Source organism: Streptomyces sp. NPDC003456 (assembly GCF_042878735.1).
Lineage (GTDB): Bacteria > Actinomycetota > Actinomycetes > Streptomycetales > Streptomycetaceae > Streptomyces.
This window is the reverse complement of the sequence record NZ_JBIAOK010000008.1, coordinates 325557-349784: the sequence shown is the minus strand read 5'-3', so window position 1 is coordinate 349784 and position 24228 is coordinate 325557. Positions and strand designations below refer to the sequence as shown.

The 24228-nt window shown below is 74.3% G+C and carries 22 protein-coding genes; 15 read left to right on the top strand and 7 right to left on the bottom strand.

The annotated features are described in order from the left end of the window. Positions 1-58 precede the first annotated feature (58 nt). From ACFYWG_RS31145 to ACFYWG_RS31095, 11 genes are all read left to right on the top strand, one after another. Complete coding sequence (locus tag ACFYWG_RS31145; protein ID WP_389204310.1) at positions 59-826, top strand: nuclear transport factor 2 family protein; 768 nt, start codon at positions 59-61, stop codon at positions 824-826. Positions 827-833: 7 nt separating this feature from the next. After that, positions 834-1454, top strand: a complete 621-nt coding sequence (locus ACFYWG_RS31140; RefSeq protein WP_389204346.1) for a TetR family transcriptional regulator — start codon at positions 834-836, stop codon at positions 1452-1454. Positions 1455-1698: 244 nt separating this feature from the next. Beyond that, positions 1699-3966, top strand: a complete 2268-nt coding sequence (locus tag ACFYWG_RS31135) for a molybdopterin oxidoreductase family protein (RefSeq protein ID WP_389204309.1) — start codon at positions 1699-1701, stop codon at positions 3964-3966. A gap of 135 nt (positions 3967-4101) precedes the next feature. After that, a complete protein-coding gene (locus ACFYWG_RS31130; RefSeq protein WP_389204308.1) occupies positions 4102-5535 on the top strand; it encodes a CitMHS family transporter in 1434 nt (477 codons plus the stop codon). A gap of 22 nt (positions 5536-5557) precedes the next feature. Then, positions 5558-6826 carry an MFS transporter gene (locus ACFYWG_RS31125; protein WP_389204345.1) on the top strand — a complete coding sequence of 423 codons (1269 nt, stop codon included), beginning with the start codon at positions 5558-5560 and terminating at the stop codon, positions 6824-6826. 99 nt (positions 6827-6925) lie between these two features. Continuing rightward, a complete protein-coding gene (locus tag ACFYWG_RS31120; RefSeq protein WP_383512007.1) occupies positions 6926-7513 on the top strand; it encodes a hypothetical protein in 588 nt (195 codons plus the stop codon). A gap of 517 nt (positions 7514-8030) precedes the next feature. Further along, positions 8031-8972 (top strand): class F sortase, encoded by a 942-nt coding sequence (locus tag ACFYWG_RS31115; protein ID WP_389204344.1) that lies wholly within the window; start codon positions 8031-8033, stop codon positions 8970-8972. Between the two features lie 188 nt (positions 8973-9160). Continuing rightward, on the top strand, positions 9161-10501 hold the full coding sequence (locus ACFYWG_RS31110) for an ABC transporter ATP-binding protein (RefSeq protein ID WP_389204307.1): 1341 nt from the start codon (positions 9161-9163) through the stop codon (positions 10499-10501). Positions 10502-10671: 170 nt separating this feature from the next. Next, positions 10672-12060, top strand: a complete 1389-nt coding sequence (locus ACFYWG_RS31105) for an aldehyde dehydrogenase family protein (protein ID WP_389204306.1) — start codon at positions 10672-10674, stop codon at positions 12058-12060. Between the two features lie 19 nt (positions 12061-12079). Then, positions 12080-13162 (top strand): Zn-dependent alcohol dehydrogenase, encoded by a 1083-nt coding sequence (locus tag ACFYWG_RS31100; protein WP_383506668.1) that lies wholly within the window; start codon positions 12080-12082, stop codon positions 13160-13162. 232 nt (positions 13163-13394) lie between these two features. Next, positions 13395-14756 carry an MFS transporter gene (locus ACFYWG_RS31095; protein WP_389204305.1) on the top strand — a complete coding sequence of 454 codons (1362 nt, stop codon included), beginning with the start codon at positions 13395-13397 and terminating at the stop codon, positions 14754-14756. Here the strand turns inward: ACFYWG_RS31095 and ACFYWG_RS31090 are convergent. From ACFYWG_RS31090 to ACFYWG_RS31080, 3 genes are all read right to left on the bottom strand, one after another. Beyond that, positions 14745-15704: a DMT family transporter gene (locus ACFYWG_RS31090; protein WP_383506674.1), complete on the bottom strand. Its 960-nt coding sequence runs from the start codon at positions 15702-15704 to the stop codon at positions 14745-14747. The genes ACFYWG_RS31095 and ACFYWG_RS31090 overlap by 12 nt on opposite strands. Before the next feature lie 81 nt (positions 15705-15785). Then, positions 15786-16496 (bottom strand): ArsR/SmtB family transcription factor, encoded by a 711-nt coding sequence (locus ACFYWG_RS31085; RefSeq protein ID WP_389204304.1) that lies wholly within the window; start codon positions 16494-16496, stop codon positions 15786-15788. 58 nt (positions 16497-16554) lie between these two features. After that, complete coding sequence (locus ACFYWG_RS31080) at positions 16555-17196, bottom strand: TetR/AcrR family transcriptional regulator (protein WP_376334442.1); 642 nt, start codon at positions 17194-17196, stop codon at positions 16555-16557. Between the two features lie 77 nt (positions 17197-17273). Between ACFYWG_RS31080 and ACFYWG_RS31075 the strand changes: the two genes are divergently transcribed. From ACFYWG_RS31075 to ACFYWG_RS31065, 3 genes are all read left to right on the top strand, one after another. Further along, the gene (locus ACFYWG_RS31075; RefSeq protein ID WP_389204303.1) at positions 17274-18425 is read left to right on the top strand and encodes an acyl-CoA dehydrogenase family protein; all 1152 of its coding nucleotides are present in this window, start codon (positions 17274-17276) and stop codon (positions 18423-18425) included. 61 nt (positions 18426-18486) lie between these two features. Next, positions 18487-18738 carry a YiaA/YiaB family inner membrane protein gene (locus ACFYWG_RS31070; RefSeq protein WP_376334439.1) on the top strand — a complete coding sequence of 84 codons (252 nt, stop codon included), beginning with the start codon at positions 18487-18489 and terminating at the stop codon, positions 18736-18738. A 70-nt stretch (positions 18739-18808) separates the two neighbouring features. Then, entirely contained in the window at positions 18809-19474 is a 666-nt protein-coding gene (locus ACFYWG_RS31065) for a TetR/AcrR family transcriptional regulator (protein ID WP_389204302.1), read from the top strand. Here the strand turns inward: ACFYWG_RS31065 and ACFYWG_RS31060 are convergent. Beyond that, positions 19465-19926 (bottom strand): MaoC family dehydratase, encoded by a 462-nt coding sequence (locus tag ACFYWG_RS31060; RefSeq protein ID WP_383506687.1) that lies wholly within the window; start codon positions 19924-19926, stop codon positions 19465-19467. The genes ACFYWG_RS31065 and ACFYWG_RS31060 overlap by 10 nt on opposite strands. A gap of 116 nt (positions 19927-20042) precedes the next feature. Here ACFYWG_RS31060 and soxR point away from each other — a divergent pair, with 116 nt between their 5' ends. Then, positions 20043-20513 carry a redox-sensitive transcriptional activator SoxR gene (gene soxR, locus ACFYWG_RS31055; RefSeq protein WP_383506690.1) on the top strand — a complete coding sequence of 157 codons (471 nt, stop codon included), beginning with the start codon at positions 20043-20045 and terminating at the stop codon, positions 20511-20513. 40 nt (positions 20514-20553) lie between these two features. Here the strand turns inward: soxR and ACFYWG_RS31050 are convergent, their stop codons facing one another. From ACFYWG_RS31050 to ACFYWG_RS31040, 3 genes are all read right to left on the bottom strand, one after another. Further along, a complete protein-coding gene (locus ACFYWG_RS31050; protein ID WP_389204301.1) occupies positions 20554-21276 on the bottom strand; it encodes a 3-keto-5-aminohexanoate cleavage protein in 723 nt (240 codons plus the stop codon). A 94-nt stretch (positions 21277-21370) separates the two neighbouring features. Then, positions 21371-21973, bottom strand: a complete 603-nt coding sequence (locus ACFYWG_RS31045) for a hypothetical protein (protein ID WP_389204300.1) — start codon at positions 21971-21973, stop codon at positions 21371-21373. Between the two features lie 761 nt (positions 21974-22734). Beyond that, positions 22735-23973, bottom strand: coding sequence for an exo-beta-N-acetylmuramidase NamZ domain-containing protein (locus ACFYWG_RS31040; RefSeq protein WP_389204299.1), 1239 nt, complete (start codon positions 23971-23973; stop codon positions 22735-22737). Between the last annotated feature and the right edge of the window lie 255 nt (positions 23974-24228).

The following is a 24228-nucleotide window of genomic DNA, read 5'->3' as shown; positions in this document are numbered from 1 at the left end:
CCGGAACCCGACTTCAGGACGATCCGCCGCTCCGGACGTGTGTTCTACGCTCCCGGGCATGTCGTGGACACGTGGACCTCTCGCCGTGCTCGCGGTCTGTGTCCTCGTCCCGGCGGGACTCGCGGGCTGCGACTCCGGCGGTGACGCCGGGGAGCCGAAGGGCTCGCCCGCACCGGTGGGCCGGCTGCTGGACGACCGGGACCAGCAGGGGCGGGCCTACCGCGAGGTGGAGCCGGAGGGCGCGCCCGGCGTCGGCGTGCAGGTGCAGCCCGCGGCGGGCGCCTGGGACGTCCGGCTGACCGTCCGCAACTTCCGCTTCTCGCCGGCCGGCGCCGCGCCCCGGGCGGTCGCGGGCCGCGGCCTCGCGCACCTCTATGTCGACGGCCGGCTGGTCGCCCGGCTGCGCACCCCGCAGTACCGCCTCGCCGCCGGCCTCGTGCCCCGCGGCACGCACCACGTCACGGCCCGCCTCCACGCCGACGACGGCACTGTGTGGGCGGTCGACGGCGAGCCGGTGGAGAGCACGGCCGACATCACGGCGTCCCGGCCGGAACCGGGCGAACCGTCCACGGGCACGGGCACGGGCACGGGCACGGGCAGCCGCAGGGGCGCCGACGGCGGCACCGGCACCGGTAGTGGTAGTGGTAGCGGCAGTGGCCGGGCGCCCCAGGGCGCGGCCGACCGCCGGGCCGCCCCGGGCCAGGGCGAGGGCTCCCGCCCCAGCGAGGCGCAGGCCCCGCCCCCTGCGGACCGGACCGGCGTGCCGGCGCTCCGGGCAGTGGCCCGGCCACCGGGCAGGGGTCTGGTTCACCCGGCCGGGTGGTAGGGGCATGATGAAACCCGTGCCCCCCACGACACCTCTCCGTCGTGCGCCCGTGCAGCGGCGCAGCGCGGAACGCCTGACGCGGATCCTCGACGCCTGCGCCGACCTCCTCGACGAGGTCGGCTACGACGCCCTGAGCACCCGGGCCGTCGCGCAGCGCGCCGGCGTGCCCATCGGCTCGGTCTACCGCTTCTTCGGCAACAAGCGCCAGATGGCCGACGCGCTGGCGCAGCGCAACCTCGAGCGCTACACCGTGCGCGTCGCCCAGCGGCTGGAAGGCGCCGGCGCCGAGGGCGGGTGGCGCGGGGCCGTGGACGCCGTCCTCGACGAGTACCTGGAGATGAAGCGGACCGCCCCAGGCTTCTCCCTCGTCGACTTCGGCAACCAGATACCGGTCGGCGCCCGCCAGACCGAACCGAACCACCGCGTCGCCGACCGCCTCACCGAGCTGCTGGCCGGCCGCCTCGGCCGCGAGCCGGACGAGGACCTGCGCCGGGTGTTCCTCGTCGCCGTCGAGACCGCCGACACCCTGGTGCACCTGGCCTTCCGGCTCGCGCCGGAGGGCGATCCGAAGGTCATCGAGGAGGCCCGGCAGATGCTGCGGGCCTACCTCGCGCGCGTGCTCGACTGACTGCTCCCCCCGGTACGGTCGACTGCCTCCCTCGGCACGGCCGACTGCCCTCGGCTACGGCCGGCTGCCTCCCTCGGCACGGGTGACGACCGCCCCCGGCTACCGCTGACTGCCTCCCCCGGTCCGGCATCCGCCCGTTCCCCCGTCCGTGACGGATGCCGGGAAGGGGCTCCCCTCCATGCATACCGGTCGGTATGCTCGGCCGTGTCCGTGCGTCACCGAAGCCGCCGCCCCGGGAGGACCCGTGTCCCGCACCGCCCTGCGTATCTGCCCCTTGTGCGAGGCCACCTGCGGCCTGACCCTCACCATCGAGGGGACGCGCGTCACCGGTGCCCGCGGCGACCGCGACGACGTGTTCAGCCGGGGGTTCATCTGCCCCAAGGGGGCCTCCTTCGGCGCCGTCGACTCCGACCCCGATCGGCTGAGCACGCCGCTGGTCCGCCGCGACGGCGTACTGCGCGAGGCCACCTGGGAGGAGGCCTTCGACGCCGTCGCCGCCGGGATCCGCCCGATCGTCGAGCGGCACGGCGGGAACGCGGTCGGCGTCGTCCTCGGCAACCCCAACGTGCACACCATGGCCGGTGCCCTCTACCCGCCGGTGCTGCTCGCCGGACTGGGCACCCGCAGCGTGTTCACGGCCTCCACCGTCGACCAGATGCCCAAGCACGTCTCCAGCGGGCTCCTCTTCGGCGACGCCAACGCGATCCCCGTGCCCGACCTGGACCGCACCGACCACCTGCTCCTCATCGGCGCCAACCCGCTGGAGTCCAACGGCAGTCTGTGCACCGCCCCCGACTTCCCCGGCAGGCTCAAGGCCCTCAAGGCCCGCGGCGGCACCCTCGTCGTGATCGACCCGCGGCGCACCCGCACCGCGAGGCTCGCCGACCGGCACGTCGCCGTCCGGCCCGGCACCGACGCCCTGCTGCTCGCGGCGATGGCCCGGGTGCTCTTCGACGAGGGCCTCGTCACGCCCACCCCGCACGTCGAGGGCGTCGAGGAAGTGTCCGAAGCCCTGCGGGACTTCACCCCCGAGGCCGTCGCCGGGGCCTGCGACGTCGACGCCGGGCTCATCCGCACCCTCGCCCGCGACCTCGCCGCCGCCCCCACCGCGGCCGTCTACGGCCGCATCGGCAGCTGCACCGTCCCGCACGGCACGCTCGCCAGCTGGCTCGTCGACGTCCTCAACGTCCTCACCGGCAACCTCGACCGGCCCGGCGGCGCGCTCTTCCCGCAGGCGGCCACCGATCGGACCCCGCGCCCGGCCGGACCCGGCCGCGGCTTCGCCCTCGGACGCTGGCACTCCCGCGTCAGCCGCCACCCCGAGGCCAAGGCCGAGCTGCCGCTGTCCGCCCTGGCGGAGGAGATCGACACCGCCACCGAGGAGGGCGAACCGGTGCGCGCGCTGATCGCCGTGGCCACCAACCCGGTGCTGTCCGCGCCCGACGGGGACCGGCTCGACAAGGCCCTCGACTCACTCGACTTCATGGTCAGCGTCGACCCGTACCTCAACGAGACCTCACGCCACGCCCACGTGGTGCTGCCCCCGCCCCCGCCCTCCCGCAGCCCGCACCACGACTTCGCCTTCAACACCCTCGCCGTGCGCAACCAGGTCCGCTACACCCGCCCCGCGATCGAGCTGGAGCCGGGCCGCATGGCCGAGACGGAGATCCTGGCCCGGCTGACCCTCGCCGTGACGGGCATGCACGGGGCCGACCCGGGGGCCGTCGACGACATGGTCATCGGCCAGACCCTCGGCAAGGCGGTCACCGAAGCCCACTCGCCCGTGCACGGCCGTGACCCGCGCGAGCTGGCCGCCCTGCTCACCGGCGCCGACGGCCCCGAACGGCGCCTGGACATGATGCTGCGCCTCGGCCCCTACGGCGACGGCTTCGGCGCGGACCCGGACGGACTGACCCTGGAGAAGCTGCTCGCACACCCGCACGGCATCGACCTCGGCCCGCTGCGGCCGCGCCTGCCGCAGCCGCTGAAGACCAGGAGCGGCAAGGTGGAGCTGCTGCCCGGCCCGATCGCCGCCGACCTGCCCCGCCTGCGCGCGGCCCTGGCCGACCGGCCCGAGAGACTCGTCCTGGTCGGCCGCCGGCACCTGCGCTCCAACAACAGCTGGATGCACAACGTGCCCGCACTGACCGGTGGTTCGAACCGCTGCACCCTGCACATCCACCCCGAGGACGCCGAGCGGCTCGGCGTCGCGGACGGGGCGCCGGTGCGGGTCAAGGGGGCCGGGGGAGAGGTCACCGCCCCGGCCGAGGTCACCGACACGGTCCGCCGGGGAGTGGTGAGCCTGCCGCACGGCTGGGGCCACAACCGCCCCGGGACCCGCCTCGGCCACGCCGAGAAGGACCCCGGCGTCAACGTCAACCAGCTCCTCGACGGGCGCCTCCTCGACCCGCTGTCGGGCAACGCGGTCCTCAACGGCGTCCCGGTCGAGGTGGCTCCCGAGACCGGGCCCGGCCCCGCGCCCTCGGCCCACGAGCTCACCGCGCTGACCTGAGCAAAGCTGTGACCAGCAGTTTTGCGCTTATTGCTCGCACGTCGACGTCTTGCTGACGCTGCTCGACGGCACCTAACGTCGCGGACACCGCCGGCCCTGGTGGGATGTTCAAGGGCGAACGTTAGGTATCCACACATGCTGACCATCCTCGGCTTCGCCATGATCGCGACCTTCCTGGTCCTGATCATGATGAAGAAGATGTCGCCGATCGCGGCGCTCGTGCTGATCCCCGCGCTGTTCTGCGTGTTCGTCGGCAAGGGCGCCCACCTCGGCGACTACGTCATCGACGGCGTGACCAGCCTCGCCCCCACCGCGGCGATGCTCATGTTCGCGATCGTCTACTTCGGCGTGATGATCGACGTCGGGCTCTTCGACCCGATCGTGCGCGGCATCCTCAAGTTCTGCAAAGCCGACCCCATGCGGATCGTCGTCGGCACCGCCGTGCTCGCCGCGATCGTGTCACTGGACGGCGACGGCTCCACCACCTTCATGATCACCGTCTCGGCGATGTACCCGCTCTACAAGCGCCTGAAGATGAGCCTGGTCGTGCTGACCGGCGTCGCCGCCATGGCCAACGGCGTGATGAACACCCTGCCGTGGGGCGGCCCGACCGCCCGCGCCGCGACCGCGCTCAAGCTCGATGCCAGCGACATCTTCGTCCCGATGATCCCGGCGCTCGCGGTGGGCCTGCTCTTCGTCCTCGCCCTCTCCTACGTCCTCGGCGTGCGCGAGCGCAGCCGGTTGGGCGTGCTGACGCTGGACCGGGTCCTGGAGGAGGAGAAGGCGACCGAGACGGTCCTGGTCGGCGCCGGCGGCTCCGGCGACGGCACGGTCTCCCTGCGCAAGACCGGCCCGGCCGGCGCCGGTACGGGCACGGACGCCTCCGAGCCCGTCGGCGGCGCCCGAAGCCCCGCCGACGACGGCGGCTTCCAGGGCCTCGACCCGCACCGCTCCACCCTGCGCCCGAAGCTCTACTGGTTCAACGCCCTGCTCACCGTGGCCCTGCTGACCGCCATGATCACGGAACTGCTGCCGATCCCGGTGCTGTTCCTGCTGGGCGCCGCGCTCGCCCTGTCGGTGAACTTCCCCAACATCCCCGACCAGAAGGCCCGGCTCGCCGCGCACGCCGACAACGTCCTCAACGTCTCCGGCATGGTCTTCGCCGCCGCCGTCTTCACCGGCGTGCTGCAGGGCACCGGCATGGTCGACCACATGGCCAGGTGGATGGTCGACGTCGTCCCGGCCGGCATGGGCCCGCACATGGCCCTCGTCACGGGCATCCTGAGCCTGCCGCTCACCTACTTCATGTCCAACGACGGCTTCTACTTCGGTGTCCTGCCCGTCCTCGCCGAGGCCGGTGCCGCGCACGGCGTCTCCCCGCTGGAGATGGCCCGCGCCTCCCTGGTCGGCCAGCCCCTGCACATGTCCAGCCCGCTCGTCCCCGCCGTGTACGTCCTGGTCGGCATGGCCAAGGTGGAGTTCGGCGACCACACCAGGTTCGTCGTGAAGTGGGCCGCCCTCACGTGTCTGGCCATCCTCGGGGCGGGCATGCTCTTCGGGATCGTCTGAAGCCCGCATGGAGGACGTCGTCGTGAGGCCCGGTGGGAACCGCGGCTGGCTGCTCCGCCTCGTCATCGCCTTCGGCTTCGCGCAGGGGGCGGTGTCGATGGCCCGGCCCGCCGTCTCCTACCGGGCCCTGGCGCTCGGCGCGGACGAGCGGGCCGTCGGCGTGATCGCCGGCGTGTACGCGCTGCTGCCCCTGTTCGCCGCCGTGCCCCTGGGCCGCCGCACCGACCACGGCCGCTGCGCGCCGCTGCTGCCCCTCGGCGTGGTGCTGATCTCCGGCGGCTGCGTGCTCAGCGGCGTCGCCGGCTCGCTGGGGACGATGGCCCTGTGGAGCGGGGTGATGGGCCTCGGGCACCTCTGCTTCGTCATCGGCGCGCAGTCCCTGGTCGCCCGCCAGTCCGCCCCGCACGAACAGGACCGTAACTTCGGCCACTTCACCATCGGGGCCGCGCTGGGCCAGCTCGTGGGGCCCATCGCCGCGGGTGCCCTGATCGGCGGCGACGGCCCCCGCGAACTGGCCGGCACCAGCGCCCTCGCCCTGCTCGCGGCGGGCGCGACCGGGGCCGTCGCGTTCACCTCGCTGTGGCGCATCGAGCACCGCCGGACGGCCGCGGCGTCGCGCGGCGGCCCGGGGGAGCGCGTCCCGGTCGGGCGCATCCTGCGCAGCCGGGGTGTCCCGGCGGGCATCCTGATCAGCCTCGCGGTGCTGTCGGCGACCGACATCCTCACCGCCTACCTGCCGGTCGTCGGTGAGCACCGGGGCATCGCACCCGCCGTGATCGGCGTCCTGCTCAGCCTGCGCGCCGCGGCCACCATCGCCTGCCGCCTGGTGCTGACGCCGCTGCTGCGGCTGCTGGGCCGGACCGCACTGCTCACCGTCACGTGTGCGCTGGCGGCTCTGCTCTGCGCGGGCATCGCCCTGCCGGTGCCGGTGTGGGCGCTCGGTCTGCTGCTGGTCGCGCTCGGCTTCTGCCTCGGCGTCGGGCAGCCGCTGTCCATGACGACGGTCGTCCAAGCCGCCCCCGACGGCGCCCGCTCGACCGCTCTGGCGCTGCGGCTGACGGGCAACCGGCTCGGGCAGGTCGCCGCCCCGGCGGCGGCCGGGCTCGTCGCCGGTGTCGCGGGCGTGGCGGCGCCGTTCGTGATGCTCGGGGTGCTGTTGCTGCTGTCCTCGGGGGTCGCCGTGCGGTCGCCGAAGGAGCCGCGGGGCGAGGCCGACGGCGAGGTCGGCGGCAGCGGGGAGCGCGGAAGCCGCCGGCGCGGGGTGCCGCTGCGCCGTCAGAGCGATATCTGACGCGTCGCAGGGCGGGGCTGCGCGCGGATCGGCGGTGAGGTGACACAGAGTCAGGGTGACGGTGTTTGTATGAAAATCATCTGACTTGGAGGCATCTTCATGCCCGTCGTACCCCTCGCGCGCCGTGCCGGCACCCGGTCCGCCGTCCTCGCCGCCCTCACCCTCGCAGGGATCACCCTGAGCGGGGTGCCCGCCGTCGCCGCTCCGATCCCGGGGGACGTCGGAGACGTCAAGATCCACGCCACCACGACGGCCGCGGACAACCAGCGCAACGACCCGAAGGTCTGCGACTTCTACCTCGCCGTGTTCGACTTCGACGCGGGCGAGAGGATCAACTGGACCATCCAGACCGAGCCGGAGGTCCCCGGCGGGGCGACCCGCACCGGCACGGTCACCGCCGACCCGACCGGACGCGCCCGTACTCAGGCCGTCGACCTGCCCAACGGGCAGTACAGGCTCACCTGGCTGACCGACCAGGCCAACGGGGCCGGCAAGTTCAAGATCTTCAAGGTCGACTGCCCGACCTCCAAGCCCACGACGCCGGTCGGCGGCCCGCCGGCGGGCGGTGGCGGCATCGCCCGCGGCGAGGCCTTCACCCCGGTCGCGGGCGCGGCGGCGGTCGGCGTGGCCGCCGTCGCCGGGACGGTCTGGTTCCGGCTCCGTCGCCGCCCCGATGGCGCCGCGTAGGACCGGCACCGCGGATCGCACCCCCCGGGCGGAACGGGGTACGGGCCGGCCCGGACCGGTGTCCGGCCCGGCCCCGGCGGGGCGGCGTGCCGCCGCCCCGGTACCGCAGGGGCACCACGCAACCGGCTCCCGCCGTGCCGCCCCCGCCCCGGGACCCCGCCGGGGGGCCGGCCACCGCTCCGCGGCTCCGGCGGCCCGTCGCCGGGGCGCCGGTGGCGGCGGTACCGGTGCACGGCGTGCCGACGCGTACCCGGGCGACGTCCCTGCCGGACGCCGCGCACCCGCCGGCCGTCCCGACGGCCCGGCGGGGGCACGGCAGGCCGGGTCCGGCCGTGCCGCCGGCCATCGTTCCCGCACCCCCCGGTCCGGTGGGACGCGGCAGCCGCCTGGTTCCGGATACGGCTCCGGGTGGTACGCGGGGCCTGCCGCCCCCGCAGGCCGCCCGCCGCGTGCGTGGCGGCCGTGGTACCGGACCCGGGCGTTCCGGCTGGCGCGGACCGTCCTGGTGGGCGTGTCCATGCTGGTCATGGGCGTCTCCTGGGACCGCGACGGCCGAGGGGGCGACGCGGTCACGGCCCTCCCGCCCGGCTCCGCCCGGGCCGCCGCCGGAGTGCCGGCCGGCTCCGAACCCGGGGCGGCCACGCCGGCGTCCGGTTCCGCGGCCGGCGCGGACGCGCCGCCGCACGGCTCCGGGACCGGCACCGTCGCCGTGCCCGGGCCGGCGGACCGTACCGCCCCGGCCCGCCCCTCCGCCGCCTCACCCACCCCCGCGCCCGGCGCCCGGACGGCCGCGCCAGCGCGCACCCGGCCGGCCGCCGCCCCGTCGCGCGCACCCGGCACCCGGACCGCGGCGTCCCCGGGCCGCGAGCCCGCCGCGCCCGGGTCCCGGGCGGACGACCCCGCGGCGCGCCCCCCGCGGCCCTCAGCCGCCCGCTCCGGCCGGGCGCGCCCCGCGGCTCCCGCCGCCCGCACGCCCCGGCCCCGCCCCACGCTGCGCCCCCTGCCCCACTCCCGCGCCGCGCGGCTGGTCGTGCCCTACCTGCGGATCGACGCCCCGGTCATGTCCCTGGGCCTCGACCGCGACAACCGGCTGACCGCCCCACCGGACGACGACCCGGACCTCGTCGGCTGGTACGACCAGGGCGCCGCACCGGGCGGGCAGGGCACGGCCGTGGCCGTCGGGCACCTGGACACCGACAGCGGCCCGGCCGTCTTCGCCGGACTGCCCGAACTGAAGAAGGGCCGGACCGTCGAGGTCCGCCGGGCCGACGGCCGCACCGCCGTCTACACCGTGGACAAGGTCAGGTCCTACGAGAAGGCGCACTTCCCGAGCCAGGAGGTGTACGGCACGCGCGGCCGCCCCGAGCTGCGGCTCATCACCTGCGGGGGCACGTACGACCGGAGGAAGGGCTACTCCGGCAACGTCGTGGTCTTCGCCCACCTCACCGCCGTCCGCTGACCCGCGGGCGGCCCGCCGGACCGGGCCGCCCGCCTTCTCACCAGATGGACGGCGGCACCCGATCCCGCCCGGTGTCTTCCCCCCGCCGCACACATTCCGTTAACTTCCGTGACCCACAGCCCCGCACGACCCGTACGGGGCTTCCGACCGCGGAGCACCAGCGCCCTGTGACCCCTCGGGGGCCCCTCATGACACGCGCCATCTCCCTGCACGACGTCAGCAAGACCTACACGCGGGGCGCCCGCGTGGTCGACCGGCTGTCGCTGGACATCGCCCCGGGCGAGTTCCTCGTGCTGCTCGGCCCCTCCGGCTGCGGCAAGTCGACCGTCCTCAGAATGATCGCCGGCCTGGAGGAGATCGACGAGGGCATGCTGCTGCTCGACGGCGAGTACGCCAACGATCTGCCGCCCTCGGGCCGGGACATGGCGATGGTCTTCCAGAACTTCGCGCTGTACCCGAACATGACCAGCCGGGACAACATCGGCTTCCCGCTGCGCATCGAGGCCCCCGGCGCGGACCACCGCCCCCGTGTGGACGCCACCGCCCGCCTGCTCGGCATCGAGGACCTGCTGGACCGCCTGCCCGGGCAGCTGTCCGGCGGGGAGCGCCAGCGGGTCGCCATGGGCCGGGCCATCTCCCGCCACCCGTCGGCCTTCCTCATGGACGAGCCGCTGTCCAACCTCGACGCCAAGCTCCGCACCCACCTGCGCGCCGAGATCTTCCGGCTGACCCAGGAACTCGGTGTCACCACCGTGTACGTCACCCACGACCAGTCCGAGGCGATGTCGCTCGGCGACCGGGTCGCGGTGCTGCGCGGCGGGGTCCTCCAGCAGGTCGGCACCCCCCGGCAGGTGTACGCCCTGCCGAACAACGTCTTCGTCGCCGCGTTCATCGGCACCCCGCGCATCAACCTGCTGCGCGGCCTGGTGCGTGCCCCGCTGGACGGGGCCATGACCATCAGCCTGGGCAAGCAGTTCCTGCGCCTGCCCGAACCGCTGTCCCTGGACCATCAGTTGCTCCGCGTGCAGCAGGGCCGCGAGGTCATCGTCGGCCTGCGCTCGGAGGCGGTGCGGATCGCCAAGCACAGCGCCGCCCGGCCCGGCGAGGTCCCGCTGACCGGGCTGGTCGAGCACGTGGAGTTCCAGGGGCACGAGATCCTGGTGCACTTCGACACCGGCTCCAGCCCCGCCGTCGTGCCCGAGCTGGAGGCCCCGCGTCCGCGCCCCGGCCGCCAGCCGCGGCGGCGCCGCCGCGAGACGTCGGTCCTGAACCGGCTGCGGGAGCGGGCCCTGGCCGGACGCGCCGGGCCGGTGGCCACCCTGGACGAGCCCCAGGAGCTCGGAGCCGGACACGGGTCCGCCGAACCGCGCCTGCCCGGCGACCTGATCGTGCGGACCACACCGGACCTCGCCCTGCGCCACGGCATGCAGGTGCCGCTCCTCGTCGACCTGGCGCACCTGTTCGTCTTCGACCAGCACGGCGACCGCATCTGCCCCCGTCCGGAGCGCCTGCCCGACCTGGAGGAGTGAGCGGCGGCACACCCCGGTGGGGCCCCGGCCGTGCTGTGATGAGGCGGACCCGGGACGCAGGGCGCCGGGACGTCGGGCGCGGGGCGTCTGGCGCGGGGCGTCTGGCGCCAGAAAACTATCGCCGCTAGTTTATGTTCCGGACGACGACGCCCCGCCCCGGAGGAAGCGCGATGAAGGCATACGACGGCATGTACATCGGGGGTGCCTGGCGCCCGGCCGCCGGCCAGGACGTGATCGAGGTCGTGAACCCCGTCGACGAGCAGGTCATCGGCACGGTCCCGGCCGGCACCGCCGAGGACGTCGACGCCGCCGTACGGGCCGCCCGCGCCGCCCTACCGGCCTGGGCCGCCACCCCGCCCGCCGAGCGGGCGGCGCGGCTGTCCGCACTGCGGGACGTGCTCGCGGCCCGGGCCGGCGAGATCGCCGAGACCATCACGGCCGAACTCGGCTCGCCGCTGAAGTTCTCCCAGGCCGTCCACGCGGCCGTGCCGGTCGCGGTCGCGGGCTCCTACGCGGAGCTGGCGGCGACGTACTCCTTCGAGGAGAGGACCGGCAACTCCGTCGTGCACCACGAGCCGATCGGCGTCGTGGCCGCGATCACCCCCTGGAACTACCCGCTGCACCAGATCGTCGCCAAGGTCGCCCCGGCCCTGGCGGCCGGCTGCACCGTCGTGGTGAAGCCCGCCGAGGACACCCCGCTGGTCGCCCGCCTCTTCGCCGACGCCGTGCACGAGGCCGGCGTCCCCGCGGGCGTGTTCAACCTGGTCACGGGCCTCGGCCCGGTCGCCGGCCAGGCCCTGGCCGAGCACCCCGGCGTGGACCTGGTCTCCTTCACCGGCTCCACCGCCGTCGGCCGCCGCATCGCCGCCGTCGCCGCCGGGCAGGTCAAGAAGGTCGCCCTCGAACTCGGCGGCAAGTCCGCCAACGTCATCCTGCCCAGTGCCGACCTCGCCAAGGCCGTCAACGTCGGCGTCGCCAACGTCATGTCGAACTCCGGCCAGACGTGCAGCGCCTGGACCCGGATGCTGGTCCACCGCGACCGGTACGACGAGGCGGTGGCGCTCGCCGCCACCGCCGCCGCCAAGTACGGCGACCGCATCGGCCCGGTGGTCAACGCCACGCAGCGCGACCGGGTGCGCGGCTACATCGAGAAGGGCGTCGCCGAGGGCGCCCGGCTGGTCGCCGGCGGCCCCGAAAGCCCGCGTGGGACGGGCTACTTCGTCAGCCCGACCGTCTTCGCCGACGTCACCGAGGACATGACCGTCGCGCAGGAGGAGATCTTCGGCCCGGTTCTGTCCGTCCTCGCCTACGAGGACGAGGAGGACGCCCTGCGCATCGCCAACGGCACGGTCTACGGCCTGGCCGGCGCCGTCTGGGCCGGGGACGAGGCCGAGGCGGTGGCCTTCGCCCGCCGGATAGAGACCGGCCAGGTCGACATCAACGGCGGCCGCTTCAACCCCCTCGCCCCCTTCGGCGGCTACAAGCAGTCCGGCGTGGGCCGTGAACTCGGCGTCCACGGCCTGGCCGAGTACCTCCAGACCAAGTCCCTCCAGTTCTAGTCAGGGGAGTCCGTTCGTCATGGCTGTCCGCGCCGCCGTCCTGCCCGCCGTCGGCTCCCCGCTGGAGATCACCGGCATCGAGCTGCCCGACCCCGGACCCGGCCAGGTCCGCGTCCGGCTCGCCGCCGCCGGGGTCTGCCACTCCGACCTGTCCCTGTCCAACGGCACCATGCGCCTGCCCGTCCCGGCCGTCCTCGGGCACGAGGGCGCCGGCACGGTCGTCGCCGTCGGGGAGGGCGTCACCCACGTCGCACCCGGCGACGGGGCGGTCCTCAACTGGGCACCGTCCTGCGGCTCCTGCCACGCCTGCTCGCTCGGCGAGGTCTGGCTGTGCGCCGACGCCCTGAGCGGCGCCTCCCGCGTCCACGCCCGCACGGCCGAGGGCACCGACCTCCACCCCGGCCTGAACGTCGCCGCGTTCGCCGAGGAGACGGTCGTCCCCGCCGGCTGTGTGCTGCCCGCCCCGGACGGCGTTCCGCTCACCGACGCCGCCCTCCTCGGCTGCGCGGTCCTCACCGGCTACGGCGCCGTCCACCACTCGGCGCGGGTCCGCGACGGTGAGACGGTCGCGGTGTTCGGGGCCGGGGGAGTGGGGCTCGCCGCGATCCAGGCGGCCCGCATCGCGGGCGCCTCGACGATCGTCGCCGTGGACGTCTCCCCGGCGAAGGAGGACCTGGCCCGCGCGGCCGGCGCCACCGACTACGTCGTCGCCTCCGACACCACCGCCCGGGAGATCCGCGGCCTGACCGGCAAACAGGGCGTCGACGTGGCCGTGGAGTGCGCCGGACGCGCGGTCACCATCCGCACGGCCTGGGAATCCACCCGCCGCGGCGGCCGCACCACCGTCGTCGGCATCGGCGGCAAGGACCAGCAGGTCACCTTCAACGCCCTGGAGATCTTCCACTGGGGCCGCACCCTGTCCGGCTGCGTCTACGGCAACTCCGACCCCGCCCGGGACCTGCCCGTGCTGGCCGGACACGTCCGGGCGGGCCGCCTGGACCTCTCCGCCCTGGTGACGGAGCGCATCTCCCTCGACGGCATCCCGGCGGCCTTCGAGAACATGCTCGCGGGCAAGGGCGGCCGCGCCCTGGTCGTCTTCTAGCCCCGCACGCCCGCACGCCCGCACGCCCGCACGCCCGCACGCCCGCACGGCCGCACGCCCCGGTCTCCCCGCGAGACCGGGGCCCTCGCCGTGCCCGCACCCCCTCGACTGCCACGTACAGGCGAAAACTCCTGCCGCACGACCCGTTGACGCACATACCGTCCGGTCAGTACGTTCCCGGAACCCGCGCCACCCCCCGTTCCGTTTCCGCACCCCCCGGAGCGTGCACCACATGGACACGGCCCCTTCCGCTCGAACCGTCACCACCGCACCCGCCGCCGGCAACCGCCGCCGGGTGGCCGCCGCGGCCGCGCTCGCCTCGGCCGTCGAGTGGTACGACTACTTCGTCTTCGGCATCGCCGCGGCCCTCGTGCTCGGCGATCTCTACTTCCCCGCCGGCAGCTCCACCGCCGGCGTCCTCGCCTCGTTCGCCACCTTCGCCGTGGGCTTCCTCGCCCGGCCGCTCGGCGGCATCATGGCCGGCCACCTCGGCGACCGGCGCGGCCGCAAGCCGATGCTCGTCCTCGCGCTCACCCTCATGGGCGTGTCCACCACCGCCATCGGCCTGCTGCCCACGTACGACACCATCGGTGTCGCCGCCCCGGTCCTGCTGGTGCTGCTCCGCGTCGCCCAGGGCGTCGCCGTCGGCGCCCAGTGGGGCGGCGCCATGCTCCTGGCCACCGAGTACGCCCCGGAGGGCAAGCGCGGGGTCTACGGCAGCGTCGTCCAGCTCGGCGTCCCCATCGGCGTGGTCACCGCCAACACCGTCTTCCTGCTGGCCGGCGCCCTCACCACCGACTCGGCGTTCACCGCCTGGGGCTGGCGGGTGCCGTTCCTGATCGGCCTGCTGGTGCTCGTCCTCGCCTGGTACATCCACACCCGCGTCGAGGAGACCCCGGCGTTCCGTCAGGCCGAGAAGGCGCTCGCCGAGAAGGAGAGGAGCGAGCAGAACTCACCCCTGCGCACGATCCTGCGCGGCCATCTCGGCACCGTCCTGCTGGCCGGCGGCTCCTTCGCCGTGAACACCGCGACATTCTACATCCTCATCACCGGCGTCCTCGACTACACCACCCGCGAACTGGACATGGACAAGGGCCCGGTCCTGACCGTCTCGCTCTGCGTCAGCCTCACCCAGCTCGTGCTGATCCCGGCCGCCGCCGCGCTCTCGGACCGCATCGGCCGCATCCGCATCTACGCCCTCGGCGCGGCCGGCATCGCCCTGTGGGCCGTCCCGCTGTTCCTGCTGATCGACACCGGCTCGCTGCTGTGGCTCGCGGTCGGCACCTTCGTCGCCAGCTGCTTCCTGAGCATCATGTACGGGCCCCAGGCGGCGCTGTTCGCCGAGCTGTTCACGCCCGAGATGCGCTACACCGGCGCCTCCCTCGGCTACCAGATCGCGGCCGTCGCGGGCGGCGGTCTCGCGCCCTTCGTCATGGTGCTGCTGCTGGAGGCGACCGGAACCTCGATGGCCGTGTCGGGCTACATCATCGCCCTCTCGGTGATCGCCCTGCTGTCCATCAAGGTCCTCGCCGGCCGGGCCCGTTCCGGCGAGCCGGAGACCGCGGCCGGAAATGGGGAGTCCTCAGCGGGCTGAGCCCCGGGTCGGCTCGGGCGACGGCTCCACGGCCGCCCCCGGATCCTTCGCCCGGGCCGACCGCGACCGGGACACCGCCACGCCCGCCAGGCACAGCACCCCGCCGGCCAGCGTGAGCAGCCCCGGCACCTCGCCGAGGAACAGCCAGGACATCAGCACCACCAGCGCCGGCGCCGCGTAGGTCGTCGCGCCCATCCGGCTCGCGGTCGTCCGGGACAGCGCGTACGCCCACGTGGTGAACGCCAGGGCGGTCGGGAAGACGCCCAGGTACACCATGTTGAGCGTGGCGGACGCGGGCGCGCGGGCGGCCTCCTGCACGAGCTGCCCCGCGAACGGCAGGCACACCACCGCGCCGACCAGGCAGCCGAACGTCGTCACCTGCAGCGGGCTCGCCGTGCCCAGGGCCGGCTTCTGGGCCACGACACCACCGGCGTACGCGATCGCCGCGAGCAGGCACAGCACCACGCCCAGCACCGAGGAGCCGCCGTCGCCGGACATCGACAGCCCCACGGTCACCGCGCCGGCGAACGACACCGCCATGCCCGCCAGCAGCCGCGGCGGCATCGGGTCGCCGAGCAGCCGGGAGCCCAGCAGCGCGATCAGGATCGGCCCGGTGTTCACCACCAGGGCGGCCGTCCCCGCGTCGACCTGCTGCTCGCCCCAGTTGAGGGCGACCATGTAGAAGCCGAACCACAGCACCCCCGATATCGCGATCCCGCGCCAGGCGGAGCGCGGCGGCCACGTCTCCCGCCGCAGCAGGCAGATCACGCCCAGCGTCAGCGCACCGGCCAGCAGCCGCCCCAGTGCCAGGGCGCCCGGCGAGTAGGCCCCGCCCGCGCTGCGGATCGAGACGAAGGCCGACGCCCACAGCACGACGGTGACCGCGGCCGCCCCGGCGGCCAGGAGTTCGGCCCTGCGGGCGGGACGGGGAGGGGAGTCGTTCATCATGCTCCTGAGGCTAGAAGGGGGACGGGCCGGAAGGCTCGCGGGTTTCGGACGGGGCGGCCAGGGGCACGTCCGCCGGGCCGCCTAGCACAGGTCGGCGGGCTCGACGCCCAGCAGGGCGGACAGGGCCCGCTCACCGGCCGCCGTCACCTTCACGGCCCGCTCGGAGCCGATGCGCACGCACCACCCGCCGTCCAGGGCGTGCCGGCACAGGGCCGCGCCCGTCACGCCCGCCAGGTGGGGCCGGCGTTCGGTCCAGTCGAGGCAGGCCCGGGCCAGCGGGCGGCGGCCGTGCGGGGCGAGACCGATCCCGGCCGACGCGAACCAGGCCAGTCCCGCCTCGGTGAGCGCGAACCCGGTGTCCTGCCGCAGCAGCCCGCGCCGCGTCAGGGCGTCGGTGACGGCGATGCCGAGCCGGCCGGCGAGGTGGTCGTAGCAGGTGCGGCCGCGGGCCATGGCGGAACCGGCGCTCGACTCCCGCAGTCCGCGCGGCCGGGCGGCGGGGCCCGGGGGCACCTGTCCGGCCAGGTCCTCCACCAGCTGGGCGGTGCGCGCGTCGGCCAGCCGGACATAGCGGTGGCGGCCCTGGCGTTCCTCGGCGAGCAGCCCGCCCGCCACCAGCCGGCCCAGGTGCTCGCTCAGCGTCGACGGGGCAACCCCCGCGTGCCGGGCCAGCTCGCCCGCGGTCCAGGCCCGGCCGTCGAGCAGCGCCAGCAGGCACGCCGCCCGCGTCTCGTCGGCGAACAGCGCGGCGAGCCGTGCCAGCGCCGCGGCGCGGTGGTCCCTCGTCGTCATGCCCCCAGCATCGCCCGGGGACCGTTCGGCCGGCGCCGAAGTGTCGGCCGGGGGCGTCCTACGCGCTGCGCCGGAGCCGCTCGTACTGCCCGGCCAGGCCGTCCAGCAGGGCGGTCAGGCCGGTCTCGAAGGCCCGCTCGTCGATCTTCTCCTGCTGCTCGGCGAGGCGGTGGGCCTGCTGCAGGTGCGGGTAGTCGGCCGGGTCGTAGGCGCTGGCGTCGTCGACGAAGCCGCCGGCGAAGGAGCCGAGCGCGGAGCCCATGACGAAGTACCGCATCAGGGCGCCGATGGAGGTGGCCTGCGCCGGGGGCCAGCCCGCCTCGACCATCGCGCCGTAGACGGCGTCCGCCAGGCGGAGCCCGGCCGGGCGGCGGCCGGGGCCGCGGGCCAGCACCGGGACGATGTTGGGGTGGTCGCGCAGGGCGGCCCGGTAGGAGACGGCCCAGTCGTGCAGGGCGGCCCGCCAGTCGCGGCCGTCCTGGAACATCGACAGGTCGACCTGGCCGCTCACGGAGTCGGCGACCGCCTCCAGGATCTCGTCCTTGGTGCGGAAGTGGTTGTAGAGCGAGGGGCCGCTGACCCCCAGTTCGGCGGCGAGCCGCCGGGTGGAGACGGCCGCGAGGCCCTCCGCGTCCACGAGCGCCCGGGCCGTCTCGACGATCCGGTCGGTGCTGAGCAGGGGCTTGCGCGGTCGGGCCATGGCGCACATAGTAGGGCTGCCGATGGAAACTAGCAGTGCTAATTTAAATGTATGGTTTTCAAGTGGGGTGACGCGTGGTGAACCTGGGGCTCAGCGAGGAGCAGAGCGCGGTACGGCAGCTCGCGCGGGACTTCGTGGAGCGGGAGATCGCCCCGCACGCGGTCGCCTGGGACCGTGCCGAGGAGGTCGACCGGTCGATCGTCAAGAAGCTGGGCGAGGTCGGGTTCCTCGGCCTGACGGTCGGCGAGGAGTACGGCGGCAGCGGCGGTGACCACCTCGCCTACTGCCTGGTCACCGAGGAACTGGGCCGGGGCGACTCGTCCGTGCGCGGCATCGTCTCCGTCTCGCTGGGGCTGGTCGCCAAGACCGTCGCCGCCTGGGGCAGCGAGGAGCAGAAGCGGCGCTGGCTGCCCGGGCTGACCTCCGGGGAGTCGGTCGGCTGCTTCGGCCTGACCGAGCCCGGCACCGGCTCCGACGCGGGCAGCCTGCGGACCCGGGCCGTGCGCGACGGCGGCGACTACGTCCTCAACGGCACCAAGATGTTCATCACCAACGGCACCTGGGCCGACGTGGTGCTGCTCTTCGCCCGCTCCACCGACGCCCCCGGCCACAAGGGCGTCTCCGCCTTCCTCGTCCCGGCGGACAGCCCGGGGCTGACCCGGCGCACGATCCACGGCAAGCTCGGGCTGCGCGGCCAGGCCACCGCCGAGCTCGTCCTGGAGGACGTGCGCGTGCCGGCCTCCGCGCTGCTGGGGGAGGAGGGCAAGGGGTTCTCCGTCGCCATGTCCGCCCTCGCCAAGGGCCGGATGTCGGTGGCCGCCGGGTGCGTCGGCATAGCCCAGGCCGCCCTGGACGCCGCCGTGCGGTACGCCGGTGAGCGCGAGCAGTTCGGCAAGTCCATCGCCCGCCACCAGCTCGTCCAGGAGCTGATCAGCGACATCGCGGTGGACGTCGACGCCGCCCGGCTGCTGACCTGGCGGGTCGCCGACCTGGTCGACCGGGGGCAGCCGTTCGCCGTGGAATCCTCCAAGGCCAAACTGTTCGCCTCCGAGGCCGCCGTCCGCGCCGCGAACAACGCCCTGCAGGTCTTCGGCGGGTACGGCTACATCGACGAGTACCCGGTGGGCAAACTGCTGCGCGACGCCCGCGTCATGACCCTCTACGAGGGTACGAGCCAGATCCAGAAGCTGGTCATCGGGCGGGCCCTGACGGGGGTCTCCGCGTTCTGAGTAGCGCACCTGAGTACGCCGGCGGATGCGGCGCGCGCCAGGGCTCGCGCACGCTGTCCGCATGAGTGAGACACCGGGCAAGCAGCAGAACACGGCCGCCTTCTACGGGCAGGCCGTCGCCTCCTTCGCCGTCGCCATGGCGGCCACCGCCGTCGGCATCTACCAGCTGAGCGCCGACGCCTGGGTGCGCGGCTTCCTCGCCATCGCCGTCCTGTACCTCGTCACCTCCTCCTTCACCCTGGCCAAGGTCATCCGCGACCGGCAGGAGGGAGCGCCGCCCGCGCCCTCCTACGCGCCCTATGAGAAGCGCTGAGCGGCCGCACTAAGCGCCCGCTCACCTTCGGCGGTATGGTGGTGCCCCTGTCGGTGGAGAGGGGCGAGTGATGAGTACGGCGGAGGAGACGGCCGGCGGCGAGGCGCAGGCGTGGGGCGAGGTCACGCCCGACGCGGCGCGGCGGCTGCTGATCGCCGCGGTGGAGGCCTTCGCCGAGCGGGGGTACCACGCGACGACCACCCGTGACATCGCGGGCCGGGCCGGGATGAGCCCCGCGGCGCTCTACATCCACTACAAGACCAAGGAAGAACTGCTGCACCGCATCAGCAGGATCGGCCACGAGAAGGCCCTGGAGATCCTGCGCACCGCCTCCCGGCGCGAGGGCGGCCCGACCGAGCGGCTCGCCGACGCGGTCAGCTCCTTCGTGCGCTGGCACGCGGGCGGCCGGACCACCGCGCGGGTCGTGCAGTACGAACTGGACTCGCTCGGGCCCGACGCCCGCGCCGAGATCCTCGCCCTGCGGCGGCTGGTCGACGCGGAGATCCGCGGCATCATCGAAGAGGGCGCGCGCTCCGGCGAGTTCGACGTCGTCGACGTGCACGGGACGACGCTGGCCGTGCTGTCGCTGTGCATCGACGTGGCCCGCTGGTTCAACGTCGGCGGGCCGCGGACGCCCGAGGAGGTCGGCGAGCTGTACGCCGACCTCGTGCTGCGGATGGTGGGCGCGGCCGGCTCCGCCGGGGCGGCGGGCTCCGGGGCGGGCTCTCAGACGTAGTAGCGCGAGACCGACTCGGCGACGCAGACGGGCTTGTCGCCGCCCTCGCGTTCCACGGTGAACGCGACGGACACCTGCACGCCGCCGGGGACGTCCTCCACGCCGGTGATCGTGGCGGTGGCGCGCAGCCGGGAGCCGACGGGCACGGGGGCGGGGAAACGGACCTTGTTCGTCCCGTAGTTGACGCCCATCTTCACGCCCTCGACGGCGATCAGCTGCGGGCCGAAGAGGGGCAGCAGCGACAGGGTCAGGTAGCCGTGCGCGATGGTGGTGCCGAAGGGGCCCGCGGCGGCCTTCTCGGGGTCGACGTGGATCCACTGGTGGTCGCCGGTCGCCTCGGCGAACAGGTCGATCCGCTTCTGGTCGATGTCGAGCCAGTCGGTGTGGCCCAGTTGTTCGCCCACCGCCGACTTCAGCTCGTCGACGGACGTGAAGATCCTCGGCTCTGCCATGTCGTCCAGGCCTCTCGTGTACGGGGTCCGCGGTCGCTCGGCAGCATATGCCTAAGCGACTGCTTAGCATGGTCGGCCGGGGAGGCCGTGTCAACGGACTGGGTAGGGTTCGAGGGGTGCCTCAGATTTCAGGGAAGATCCATGAGCTCACCGTCGGCCAGCTCTCGGCGCGCAGCGGGGCCGCGGTGTCCGCACTGCACTTCTACGAGTCCAAGGGCCTGATCAGCAGTCGCCGGACGGCGGGCAACCAGCGCCGGTACACGCGGGACACGCTGCGCCGGGTCGCGTTCATCCGCGCCGCCCAGCGGGTCGGCATCCCGCTGGCGACGATCCGGGAGGCGCTGGCCCAGCTCCCCGAGGAGCGCACGCCGACGCGTGAGGACTGGGCACACCTGTCCGAGGCGTGGCGCTCGGAGCTGGACGAGCGCATCAAGCAGCTGAACCGCCTGCGGGACCACTTGACGGACTGCATCGGCTGCGGCTGCCTGTCCCTGGACACCTGTGTCCTGTCCAACCCGGGCGACGTGTTCGGCGAACGCCGGGCGGGCTCCCGCCTGATGGTCGAGCGGAAGCCGGGCGACGCCTAGGTGTATTGATCACGAGCGTTGTTAACGCGGGGGCGCCGGCTCAGGGCGTGGACCGCGCATACTGCGACAGCCCCGCCGTCACCAACTCCGCGTTGGACGCGGCCGGTCGGCCGTCCGGCAGGCGCAGGGTGTCCTCCAGGCCGATCCGGGTCGCCAGGCCCAGCCGGCCCGCGAGCCGCAGCACCGGCCACGCGCCCCCGTCCTCCCCGTGCAGCAGGACGGGACGGCCGTGCGCGGTGCCGAGGGCGGACAGCAGGGCCCGGGCCGAGGCCCGGGCCGCGGACGGATCCGGATCCGTCACCTCGGCCAGCACGCGCAGCACCTTCGGGCCGAGCGGTGAGGCGGCGAAACGCCGGGCCGCGTCCGTGCCCGACCAGATGCCGGCCTCCACGCCCACCCCGCGTGCGATCAGCAGCGCGGCGATCTCCTCGGCCCCCGGCTCGTGCCAGTTCACCGAGGCGTGGTCGGGCAGCACGGTCCAGCCGCGGATCCGCTCGAGCCGGGCCTGCGGATCCGGCTCCGCCCACGCCCCCGTGGTCACCCCCACCGGCACCGCCACCCGCGCCCGGATCACCGGCAGCGTCCGCTCCAGCACCCCGGGGGACAGCGAGTCGCGCCCGCAGGGCGTCTTGGGATGGACGTGGACGTCGGTGGCCCCGGCCGCCACGGCGTCGGCGGCCGACGCGGCCATCGCCTCGGGCGTCAGCGGCACCGCCGCACCGTCGGCCGCGGTCCGGGCCCCGTTCAGACACACCTGCACCATGCACCCGATGGTGCCAGTCACCACCGACAGGCGGCCCCGCCGGCGACAGTGGGGGTGCGGCATCCCCGGCGCACCCCCCGCGCACCCGCATCCGTCAGGCCGACACCAGCAGCCTCGCCCGCTCGGCGTCCGCCAGGGCCTCGGGCGTGAGCACGGGACGCGGCACCAGGATCCCGCAGTCCGCGCAGACCGGGCCCGAGGAGGGCTCGTGGTCCAGGCCGTACCTCCACGAGAGGTGCCGCCCGTCGCAGACCGGGCACCGCTCGCCCGGCTCCCGCTCCAGCGCGGCGATCAGCCGGCGCAGCACCTCGGCCAGCGGTTCATGGGGATGGACCGCCGGATCGTCGCACCACGCCACACCGAAACCGCCCCAGGTCATCCGGTGCCAGTCGTCCACACTGCCGGGCCTGCGCAGCCCGTCGTGCTTCTCCTTCCTGCGGCGCTTCGCGAACTCGACCTCGTAGGCCAGCCAGACCGCCCGCGCCTCCTCCAGTTCCTCCAGCGCGGCCACGAGCCGCACCGGGTCGGGGGAGCGGTCCTCGGGCCCGAAGCCCGCCCGGGAGCACAGATGGTCCCAGGTGGCCCTGTGCCCGTAAGGGGCGAACCTCTCAAGGCACTTGCGCAGCGAGTAGCGCCGCAAGGCCAGATCGCACCGCGGGTCGCGGACCTGTCTCGCCAGACTCCGGAAACCGGCCATCGTCCTGCACCTCCGTCACACCTGCACCTGTAGATCGGTCACTTCGGCGTCGTCGTACGGACGTCGCCGAATAGACGTATCGACAACCGAATCGGCTCCATCCGATCTCACATGCCCTCCATCAGCGGTCCGAAGGGGTCGCCGGTCGCCTGCCGTGGTCCGTGCGTCTGCTGTGCCGCCACCGGGACGTGACGCTTGTTCATCTGCTGCTGAGGCGAGACCGGCGGTAGCATCCGGCCCACCCCGCGGGAGGAGCCCCCGTGCCACGGCGTGTCCCACGCGCCGCTCCCGACAGAACGAGAACTCCCGGCGGAATCCACGGGTTCCTGAAGACGGCATCCGTATGCGCCCTGATCGCAGGTCTTTTGTCGCCGTTTGCCCCGGCGGCGGCATCGGAAACAGAAACCACCCCGGTCACGGCAGCTGTGAACGACCACTGGGGTGCGCGGTGTTCGGGCATCCCTCCGGCACTGCGAACCCGGTGCCGTGGCGCGTGGTGCCGGTGACGGCCGGACGCGGACAACTGACCTCCTTCGCGGGCGGTGCCTCCTCCGACCCCGACGCCCACCTCGACGGCATCGACGCCCCTCGACCCGGCCGCTGGCGGGCGCCGGTTCACGGGTGAATACGTACGGACCGGGCACAGAGACTCGATCACGCGGGGAGAATCGAGCATGTCGAAGTCACCAGCCCGGTCGCACCGGCGGCGACGGGTGCGCGGCCGGCGGCGGGACCCGGCCCCCGGGCCCGCCGCCCCGGGCTCAGCGGTACAGCAGGTACGAGCGCCGCACCCTGCGGAAGGCGGCCAGGTCCGCCTGCCAGCCCGCCACCACCTCGTCGGTTCCGGCGCCCGCGTCGATCATCGTGCGCACACGCGTGGACCCGGTCAGCTTGTCGATCCAGTTGTCGGAGCGCCAGGCGAACCCGCTCCAGACCCGCTTGGCGGTCACCAGCAGGCCGATGCCGGTGCGCACGGGGTCGAAGGCCGCCCGGTCGTGCACATGGACCTGCACCCCGCCGACCGTCCTGCCCTGGAACTTGGAGAAGGTGGGCTGGAACCAGGCCTCCCTGAACCGGACGCCGGGCAGGCCGAGTTCGTTCGCCGCCCCGGCCCAGTGCCGGTCCACGCCCTCCGCGCCCAGCAGCTCGAACGGCCGGGTCGTGCCGCGGCCCTCCGACAGGTTGGTGCCCTCGAACAGGCACGTCCCCGAGTACACCAGGGCCGTGTCCGGCGTCGGCATGTTCGGGCTCGGCGGCACCCAGGGCAGCCCGGAGGCGTCGTAGAAGTCGGAGCGGTCCCAGCCCGACATGGTGACGGTCTCCAGCGGCACGGGCTCGGTGAGGAACTCGCCGTTGAACAGCCGCGCCAGCTCGGCGACGGTCATGCCGTGCGCCTGGGCGATGGGCTGCCGCCCGATGAAGGTGGCGAACTCCTTGTGCAGCACGGGCCCCAGGGCCGCCCGGCCGGTGACCGGGTTGGGCCGGTCCAGGACGACGAACCGCTTGCCGGCGAGCCCGGCCGCCTCCATGCAGTCGTACAGCGTCCAGATGTAGGTGTAGAAGCGGGCGCCGACGTCCTGGATGTCGAAGACGACCGTGTCGACCCCGGAGGCGGTGAAGACGTCCGCGAGCGGGCGCCCGCTCTTGAGGTACGTGTCGTAGACGGGCAGTCCGGTGGCCGGGTCGTCGTACCGGCCCTCGGAGCCGCCCGCCTGGGCGGTGCCGCGGAAGCCGTGCTCGGGGCCGAAGACGGCGGTGAGCCGGACGCGGTCGTCCGCGTGCATGACGTCGACGATGTGGCGGGCGTCGCGGGTGACGCCGGTCGGGTTGGTGACGACGCCGACCTTCTGGCCGTCGAGCAGGGCGTAACCGTCCCGCGCCAGGCGCTCGAAACCGGTGCGCAGGGGGCGGTGGGGCCGTGCCGCGGCCGCGGGGGGCGCGGCGGCGACGGCCGCTGCCGCCGTGGCCGCGGTGATGACGGCTCGTCTGGAAGGGCGCATGCGGGACCTCCTGGGGTGGGGACGGTCGGCAGGGGCACGGTATGTGCTCCGCCGGGCCGTGGGGAGCCCGCGGACCGGAACGGCCCGTCGCGCCGCAGGCGGAAACGGCGAGGGGCGCCGCGCGCGGGAACGGCGAGGGGCGCCGCGCGCGGGAACGGCGAGGGGCGCCGCGCGCGGGGGGTCGCGGGCTTCGGCGGAGACCTCCCCGGAGGTCCGCACCGACCGGCAGGAGACCCCTTCCCAGCTACATACCGA